Source organism: Pseudoalteromonas sp. APC 3495, from assembly GCF_030407645.1.
GTDB classification, from domain to species: Bacteria; Pseudomonadota; Gammaproteobacteria; order Enterobacterales; family Alteromonadaceae; genus Pseudoalteromonas; species Pseudoalteromonas tetraodonis.
Map to the genome: position 1 here is coordinate 185,795 of NZ_JASDDA010000001.1, position 8,420 is coordinate 194,214.

An 8,420-nucleotide genomic window follows, 5' to 3' on the forward strand; every position below is an offset into this window, starting at 1 on the left:
CGTTTTGTTTTGCTGTTGCTAAGGATACAATAGAGGCTGTCAGTGGTTTTAGAGAGTGTTATGGATCAAAGTACTACACAAATTTATAAACGGCTTGTTTCTTACGTTGGTGCCTATAAGTCGGTTGCCATCGTCGCAATTATTGGAATGATAGGTTATTCAGGTATGGATGCATTATTTATCCAACTGATGAAGCCGTTTATCGATGAAGGTTTAAATGAGCGTAATAGTCAGGTACTTACTTATGCGCCATTTGTGGTTATTGCGTTGGTGATCGGGCGTGGCGTATTTAATTTTATGTCATCGTACTGTTTAAGCTATGTTGGTTCGCAGGTAGTGCGTGCGCTTCGCCAAGAACTATTTGAGCATATATTACATTTGCCAGTATCGTTTCATGATAAAAACTCGACTGGCGACCTTATTTCAAAAATTACCTTTGATACAGAGCAAGTACAGCAAGCGATTACCAAAGCATTGCTTATTGTAGTTCGTGAAGGCGCTTTTGTGGTGTTTTTACTTGCAGTTATGTTTTATACCAGCTGGCAATTATCGTTAATCTTTTTAGTTATTATTCCATTAGTGGCTATTATAGTGGCGGTGGTATCTAAACGTTTTCGTCATATATCTAAAAATATTCAGTCTGCGATGGGGCAAGTTACCCGCAGCTCAGAGCAAATGCTCAGTGGTCACAAAGTGATCCACGGCTTTGGTGGTCAAACTCAAGAAATCGATCAATTTTCTAAAATTAATAATCATAATCGCCAGCAACGTATCAAAATGGATGCGACTAAGGCGTTAAGTGTCTCTATCATTCAAATTTTAGCCGCCAGTGCAATGGCCGTTATTTTATGGGTGGTGTCTATGCCCTCAATGATAGACAGTATTAGCTCTGGGGATTTTGTAGTGCTCATTTCTTCGATGATGATGTTACTACGCCCGTTAAAACAGCTTGCCAATGTGAACAGCGATTTACAACGCGGTATTTCAGCTGCGCAGAGTGTATTTTTAGTGCTAGATGAAGAAATAGAAAAAGACACGGGCACCTTATCGGTTGATAAAGTTAAAGGTCATATTGAGGTAAAAAATGTCACCTTTAAATACCCAACCAAAGACGAGCCGGTATTAAATAATTTGTCTATGACTATTAAAGCGGGCGAGAGCATTGCGCTTGTTGGCCGCTCAGGCTCGGGTAAATCCACCATATCAAACTTATTACCTCGCTATTATGATTTAGAAGCGCCCAGTGAAATATTACTGGATGGTATTGCTTTAAATGAATATAAGCTCACCGATTTACGTCGTCAATTTGCTTTAGTATCGCAGCAAGTGGTGCTTTTTAATGACACGATTGCAAATAATATTTGTTATGGCCTCCAACGCGATGTATCGATGGAAGAGCTTCATGCTGTGGCTAAACAAGCTCATGTGTGGGAGTTTGTTAAAGATTTACCGGAGCAACTTAACACTATGGTTGGTGAAAATGGGGTGATGCTTTCAGGTGGTCAGCGTCAACGTATCGCGATTGCTCGCGCAATATTAAAAGATGCACCAATTTTAATTTTAGATGAAGCGACCTCGGCGCTGGATACTGAATCAGAAAAACTCATTCAACATGCCCTCGATACATTAATGAAAGACAAAACGTCTATTGTAATTGCGCATAGGTTATCGACTATTGAAAATAGTGACCGCATTTATGTAATAGACAGTGGTCAAGTTATTGAAAGTGGTACCCATACAGATTTACTTGCTAACGATGGCACTTATTCTGCGTTATGCAAAATGCAGTTTGGTGAGCAAGGGTGAGTAAAATAGAGCAAAGCTGGTATAAACCTTTTAGCTTAATTACGTTATTGCTATTACCACTGTCCGCTATTTTTGGCTGTATTTCTTTGCTGCGTAGATATTGCTATAAGTTTGGCATTTTTAAATCGTTTATCAGCAAAACACCGGTTATTGTGGTTGGTAATATAAGCGTTGGCGGTAATGGTAAAACCCCATTTGTATTATGGCTGCATGATCACTTAATCGCCCAAGGTTTATCCGTTGGTTTAATTAGTCGAGGTTACGGCGGGCAAGCAACTCATTACCCGTTATTGGTTACTGCACAAACGACTACACGAGAGGCTGGTGATGAGCCGGTGCTTTTATTTAACCGTTTACAGTGCCCATTAGTGGTTGGCCCTAATAGGCAACACAATATAGAAAAGCTCAACGCAAACTTTAAGCTTGATGTGATCATTTCTGATGATGGCATGCAGCATTACAAAATGGCACGCAGCATAGAATGTTGTATTGTTGATAGCGAAAGAAAATTTGGTAATGGTTTGCTAATGCCCGCAGGGCCACTGCGCGAAACCGTCTCTCGATTAAAGAGCGTAGACGTAGTAATTGAAAATGGCTCTGAGGGTGAGTTTAGTTATCGCTTGCAGCCATCGGTTATTAAACGCGTTGCCGATAACACGGATATAACGACGCCTTTAAAGGCTGCGCATGCGGTGAGTGCTATTGGTAACCCAGGTCGTTTTGAGGCTTCACTGCAAGCACAAGGTATTAAATTACTGTCTACACATCATTTTCGCGATCATTATGCTTATAGCGCTGATGATTTCGCTCAATTTGGCGATGACTGTGTATTAATGACAGAAAAAGATGCGGTTAAATGCCGTGATTTTGCAAAGCCTAATTGGTATTACCTGCCTGTTGATGCTCAACCAACAGCGGCGGTAATAAGTACATTAAATTTACTATTAAAAGAAAAAGGGATCCATCATGGCCTTTGATACGAAGTTACTCGAAATTATTGCTTGCCCCGTGTGTAAAGGTAAGTTGCGCTTTGATAAAGAAAACCAAGAGCTGATAAGTACAGCTGCAAAGCTTGCTTATCCTGTACGCAATGATATTCCAGTATTACTTGAAAATGAAGCCCGAGAATTGTCTCTTGAAGAGGTAGAAAAGTGGAATTCGTAGTAGTTATTCCTGCGCGTTACGCTTCTACTCGTTTGCCAGGTAAGCCACTTGCTGATATTTGTGGCAAGCCAATGATCCAACATGTCTATGAAAAAGCGTGTTTGTCGGGAGCGAGTAAAGTGGTTATTGCCACCGATCATCAAAAAGTATTTGATGCGGCTAAACACTTTACCAATGATGTATTGATGACTCGAGAGGATCATCAATCAGGGACTGAACGGTTAGCAGAAGTCGTTGATTTACTAAATTTATCAGAAGATACTATCGTAGTTAATGTGCAGGGCGATGAACCATTATTATCCCCTGATAACGTGTCACAAGTGGCTACATTATTAGCGCAATCAACCGCGCCTATGGCAACCCTAAGTGTTGCCATTGAAGAGCGTGATGAGGTGTTTAACCCTAACGCGGTTAAAGTGGTCAGCGATATTAATAAAAATGCTTTGTACTTTTCAAGAGCCAGCATTCCATTTGATAGAAGTGCTATGATGGCAGAGCAGCAACCACTTAATTTAGCGCCTTTTCAACGCCATGTGGGTATTTACGCGTATCGCGCAGGGTTTATAAAGCAATATATTCAATTATCGGTATCACCATTAGAAGTTTTAGAATCACTAGAGCAGCTAAGGGTGCTTTACCATGGCTATGCGATTAAAATAGAGCAAACGCTGGTGACCCCTCATGCTGGGGTTGATACACCAGAGGATTTAGCTAAAGTCGTTGCGCATATTCAAAGTAAAGCGCGTGAATAAAGCAGATACGCCTGTGTTAAAGGTGCAATACACGCACGATGATTTTTATATTATAACTAAACCTGCAGGGCTTAATTTTCATTCAGAAGAAAGCCCTGGTTTTGTGTTTCTTGCTGAGCAACAACTAAACGAAAAATTGTTTGCGGTTCATCGTCTAGACAAAGTGACTTCAGGGCTGATCATATTAGCGCGGCATAAAGACGCTGCGGCAAAGTTTACCCAGATGTTTACTGAGCATACTATTAATAAATTTTATTTAGCTGTAAGTGATTCTAAGCCTAAAAAAAAGCAAGGCTGGGTTAAAGGTGATATGGCTAAGTCTCGCCGTGGCACGTATAAATTATTAAACTCACAGAGTAACCCCGCTATTACACGTTTTTATTCGTTTAGCTTTAAAAGCGGTTTTAGAGCTTACCTATTAAAACCCTATTCGGGAAAAACCCATCAGCTTAGGGTGGCATTAAAGAGTATAGGTGCCGCTATATTAGGCGATGCTAGTTATTCTGGGAGTGCCGCTGATCGCACCTATTTGCATGCATTTGCGTTGGACTTTGAGTGGGCTGGGGAACAAATACAACACACTCTGTTGCCAGAGTGTGGAGTGGAATATGCGCAATTAATTAAACATCAAGATTTTGATTCTTGGCAAACGCCTTGGAAATTGGATTGGTAAATGAGTGAACAAGTAACTGATATCCGCTTTGGTGGTATTAAACGACTATATGGTCAACAGCAATTTGAATGGTTACAACAGGCACATTTCTGTGTTGTTGGTTTAGGTGGCGTAGGCAGCTGGACTGCAGAAGCATTAGCGCGCACCGGCGTGGGCAAAATTACTCTAATAGATTTAGATGATATATGCGCAACCAATGTTAATCGTCAAATTCATGCGTTAACAGGCACTATTGGGGAAGCAAAAGTGGACGCCATGAAGGCACGCTGCGAGCTTATCAACCCTGAGTGTATAGTTAATGTTATTGATGACTTTATTACCCTTGATAATATTCAAGAACATATTCAAGGTTTTGATTATTTAATAGATTGTATAGATGCTGTAAAAGAAAAAGCGGCGTTAATCGCGCACTGTAAGCGTAATAAAATGCCTATAATTACCACGGGCGGTGCAGGTGGGCAAACTGATCCAAGTCAAATTACATTTGGAGATGTGGCAAAAACGACTCAAGATCCATTGCTTGCAAAGGTGCGCTATATTTTGCGTAAGCAGTATAATTTCAGCTCTAATCCAAAACGTAAATTTAATATTGACTGTGTGTATTCAACAGAGCAGCTTGTTTATCCTGGCAGTGATGGCAGTGTGTGCCATGCGAAACAAAATGCAGATGGCAGTATGAATATGGATTGTAATAATGGCTTTGGCTCAGTGACGATGATCACCGGTAGTTTTGGTTTTTTTGTTGCCGCTAAAGCGGTTCGAAAATACTTAGACAAGCGTGCGCGTCTAAATACTTAGATAAAGTGTTTTGGTTTAATAGTATTTAAAAAGCGCTTAAAGCGCTTTTTGTTTGGCCATGGTTTGTATTGTTTCAACCATGGCTTTTACTCCATTACCCCTTGACGCACTCAAATGACTGATTAAGCCAAGCTTTTCAAATTCATCATAAGCATTTACTGCTAACACTTCTTCGGGTGTTAAACCGTTATACAGGGCTAAAATTAACGCTAATAATCCTTTTACTATGCGAGTATCAGAGTCTCCAATTACAACCAGTGCATTCTCGGTTAGGTCAAACTCGACAAACATCCATACTTTACTCTCACAGCCTGGCACTAACGCATCATCTGTTTTTAATATATTGGCTAAAGGTGGCAGCGTTTTACCGAGTAACATAATTTCACGGTACTTTTGTTGCCAGCTACTACTGCTTTGAATACTTTTAGTTACGAGTTGATATGTGTGTGTCATTATTTATCCAAATTAGTCTAATAAAGCAATGCATTCTTTGAGTGCGGCAATAAATTGGTCTACATCTTTAGTCGTATTATAAAAAGCAAAACTCGCTCTCAGTGAGCCATTTAGGTCTAAATGACTCATTAAAGGTTGGGTACAATGATGACCACTTCGTACAGCAACACCATAGCCGTCAAGTAAAGTTGACAGATCATAAGGATGTTCATTTTTATAATTAAAGCAAAGTGTGCCAATATTCGATTTGAGATTGCTGTAGATAATAATACCGTCTATTTTGCTCAATGCGTTCGCTGCATAAATAAACAACTGCTGTTCATAGTGCTGTAATGTTTGCAGATCAAGCGCCATTAAATACTCAAGTGCAGCGCCAAAACCTAAAACGCCGGCTATATTTGGCGTTCCTGCTTCAAATTTAGCAGGAGCGTCACGATAAGTACTGTGCGTTAAGGTTACTTTCTCAATCATTTCACCGCCTGTTTGATAAGGCGATAGTGCATTTAGGGTTGTATAACGGCCATATAAACCGCCTAGCCCTGTTGGCCCCACCATTTTATGAGCAGAAAACACGTAAAAATCACAATCGAGCTTTTTTAAATCCGGTCTTAAATGCAGCGCCCCTTGTGCGCCATCCACTAAGGTTAGCGCACCTACCGCCTTCGCTGAGGCTATTAAGGGGGCTAAATCAGTAATATTGCCTAGTGCATTAGAGGCGTGAGTAATAGCCAGTAGTGCAGGGTTGGTGCGCTTAATCACTTCACAACACTGTGCTATATCAAATGTAGCATCTGCGTTAAGTGGTAAAGTTTTTAATGTTGCCCCGGTTTGCGCTGCCAGTTCTTGCCACGGCACGATATTAGCGTGGTGTTCGATTGGGCTAATTAAAATAGTGTCAGCAGCTGTTAATGTATTTCTTAAACCATGAGCAACTAAGTTAATCGCTTCAGTGGCGCCTTTGGTCCAGACAATTTCGCTACTGGTTACCTGAAAATAATCGGCAACGCGTTGACGTACTTGCTCATAAGCCGCTGTAGCTTGCTCACTCAGCGTATGACGTCCGCGATGAACATTTGCATTCTGTAAGGTGTAAAACTCTGTGGTAGCGTCAATCACGCATTGTGGTTTTTGTGTTGTTGCTGCTGAGTCTAAATAAACCAAAGGGTAGCCATTGATTGTCTGATTTAGAGTAGGAAAGTCATTACGGATTTTTTTAGGATCAAACGAGGACACAGACATAGGCTCATAAAGTTAATCAAGTGGGCAGGAATTGTAATCTGTTTAAGATAATTCTCAAGTAACATGTAATAAAAAAGGCCGCAGAGGCGGCCTTTTAAACTAACTTAATGCTTAGCGCTTGTCAGTTGCTTTATAATCACGGTGTGTTTCACCTGTGTAAAGCTGACGTGGACGGCTGATCTTGTGGCCAGGTTGAGAAAGCATCTCGTCCCAGTGTGAGATCCAACCTACAGTACGTGCCATTGCAAAGATTACAGTGAACATGCTGGTAGGGATGCCGATTGCTTTTAAGATAATACCTGAGTAGAAATCTACATTAGGGTAAAGTTTCTTCTCAACAAAGTACGGGTCTTCAAGTGCAATTTGCTCTAGTTTCATTGCGATATCAAGTAATGGATCTTGAATGTTTAGCTCTGCTAACACTTCATGACATGTTTGACGCATTACTGTTGCACGAGGATCGAAGTTTTTGTAAACACGGTGTCCAAAGCCCATAAGACGGAACGGGTCCGCTTTATCTTTTGCTTTTGCTACGTATTCGTCAATGCGATCAACTGAGCCAATTTCTTCTAACATGTTTAAACATGCTTCGTTAGCACCGCCGTGAGCAGGGCCCCAAAGTGATGCAATACCAGCAGCAATACATGCATAAGGGTTAGCACCAGAAGAACCTGCTAAACGTACTGTAGACGTTGATGCATTTTGCTCATGGTCAGCATGAAGCATGAAGATTTTATCCATTGCTTTAGCTGTGACAGGGTTTACTTTGTATTCTTCAGCAGGCACAGAGAACATCATGTGTAAGAAGTTTTCTGCATAGCTTAAGTCATTGCGTGGGTATACAAATGGTTGACCGATGTTTGTTTTGTACGCCATTGCTGCAATTGTTGGTAACTTAGCAACTAATTTAATAGCGCTTGTTTTACGTTGAACTGCATCAGTGATATCCAGATCTTCATGGTAGAAAGAAGATAAAGCACCAACCACACCACATAGCATCGCCATAGGGTGAGCGTCAAAACGGAAACCTTGGAAGAAGTTTGCGATTTTTTCATCTAGCATAGTGCTACGAGTGATTTTTGTAGCGAAATCATCGTATTGCTCTTTAGTTGGTAACTCACCATTTAATAGTAAGTAGCATAACTCAACGTAGTTAGAGCTTTCTGCTAACTGTTCGATTGGGTAACCACGGTGTAATAAAACACCCTTGCCACCATCGATGTAAGTGATGGTAGATTCACAAGAACCAGTCGACATGAAACCTGGGTCATAAGTAAAGTGACCATGTGAGCCGAGTGTACGTACGTCAATTACATCTTGGCCAGCAGTACCTTGATAAATTGGAAGTTCGATTGGATCTAGCCCATCAATATGGACTGTGGCTTTCTTATCTGCCATCTATGTATCTCCTATTAAGATAACTATTCTGATTTTTATATTCTAAAATCTATTCTAAGCACATCTTTACATTTTAACGTGAAAGAGGGGTATAAAGTCAATTTTTATAAGTATTATGCACATATGTATAATAAATA

9 protein-coding genes are annotated in these 8,420 nt (G+C 40.6%); 6 read left to right on the forward strand and 3 right to left on the reverse strand.

Going from position 1 to position 8,420, the window contains the following annotated elements; translation table 11 throughout:
* Positions 1-60 precede the first annotated feature (60 nt).
* From msbA to tcdA, 6 genes are read left to right on the forward strand one after another with little or no spacing between them, the layout of a single operon-like run.
* Positions 61-1,806: a lipid A export permease/ATP-binding protein MsbA gene (gene msbA, locus QL984_RS00825; RefSeq protein ID WP_013465021.1), complete on the forward strand. Its 1,746-nt coding sequence runs from the start codon at positions 61-63 to the stop codon at positions 1,804-1,806.
* Positions 1,803-2,783 (forward strand): tetraacyldisaccharide 4'-kinase, encoded by a 981-nt coding sequence (gene lpxK, locus QL984_RS00830; RefSeq protein ID WP_128583839.1) that lies wholly within the window; start codon positions 1,803-1,805, stop codon positions 2,781-2,783. The genes msbA and lpxK overlap by 4 nt, the downstream gene beginning before the upstream one ends.
* Positions 2,773-2,970 (forward strand): Trm112 family protein, encoded by a 198-nt coding sequence (locus QL984_RS00835; protein ID WP_290171870.1) that lies wholly within the window; start codon positions 2,773-2,775, stop codon positions 2,968-2,970. Before lpxK ends, QL984_RS00835 begins: the two co-directional genes overlap by 11 nt.
* Positions 2,958-3,722, forward strand: coding sequence for a 3-deoxy-manno-octulosonate cytidylyltransferase (kdsB, locus tag QL984_RS00840; protein ID WP_013465019.1), 765 nt, complete (start codon positions 2,958-2,960; stop codon positions 3,720-3,722). The genes QL984_RS00835 and kdsB overlap by 13 nt, the downstream gene beginning before the upstream one ends.
* The gene (locus QL984_RS00845; protein WP_016900375.1) at positions 3,715-4,395 is read left to right on the forward strand and encodes a TIGR01621 family pseudouridine synthase; all 681 of its coding nucleotides are present in this window, start codon (positions 3,715-3,717) and stop codon (positions 4,393-4,395) included. The genes kdsB and QL984_RS00845 overlap by 8 nt, the downstream gene beginning before the upstream one ends.
* A complete protein-coding gene (gene tcdA, locus QL984_RS00850) occupies positions 4,396-5,193 on the forward strand; it encodes a tRNA cyclic N6-threonylcarbamoyladenosine(37) synthase TcdA (protein WP_128583837.1) in 798 nt (265 codons plus the stop codon).
* Positions 5,194-5,229: 36 nt separating this feature from the next.
* Here tcdA and QL984_RS00855 read toward each other — a convergent pair whose 3' ends face one another.
* The 3 genes from QL984_RS00855 to QL984_RS00865 form a co-directional block, all read right to left on the reverse strand.
* A complete protein-coding gene (locus QL984_RS00855; protein ID WP_013465016.1) occupies positions 5,230-5,646 on the reverse strand; it encodes a SufE family protein in 417 nt (138 codons plus the stop codon).
* Between the two features lie 12 nt (positions 5,647-5,658).
* Positions 5,659-6,885: a SufS family cysteine desulfurase gene (locus tag QL984_RS00860; protein ID WP_013465015.1), complete on the reverse strand. Its 1,227-nt coding sequence runs from the start codon at positions 6,883-6,885 to the stop codon at positions 5,659-5,661.
* A gap of 111 nt (positions 6,886-6,996) precedes the next feature.
* Complete coding sequence (locus QL984_RS00865) at positions 6,997-8,283, reverse strand: citrate synthase (protein WP_013465014.1); 1,287 nt, start codon at positions 8,281-8,283, stop codon at positions 6,997-6,999.
* Positions 8,284-8,420: the final 137 nt, after the last annotated feature.

Bases quoted from the DNA above. Each gene is read 5' to 3' on its own strand.
- tcdA (WP_128583837.1), top strand. From the start codon at position 4,396: ATGAGTGAACAAGTAACTGATATCCGCTTTGGTGGTATTAAACGACTA.
- QL984_RS00855 (WP_013465016.1), bottom strand. From the start codon at position 5,646: ATGACACACACATATCAACTCGTAACTAAAAGTATTCAAAGCAGTAGT.
- msbA (WP_013465021.1), top strand. From the start codon at position 61: ATGGATCAAAGTACTACACAAATTTATAAACGGCTTGTTTCTTACGTT.
- QL984_RS00835 (WP_290171870.1), top strand. From the start codon at position 2,773: ATGGCCTTTGATACGAAGTTACTCGAAATTATTGCTTGCCCCGTGTGT.
- QL984_RS00860 (WP_013465015.1), bottom strand. From the start codon at position 6,885: ATGTCTGTGTCCTCGTTTGATCCTAAAAAAATCCGTAATGACTTTCCT.
- QL984_RS00865 (WP_013465014.1), bottom strand. From the start codon at position 8,283: ATGGCAGATAAGAAAGCCACAGTCCATATTGATGGGCTAGATCCAATC.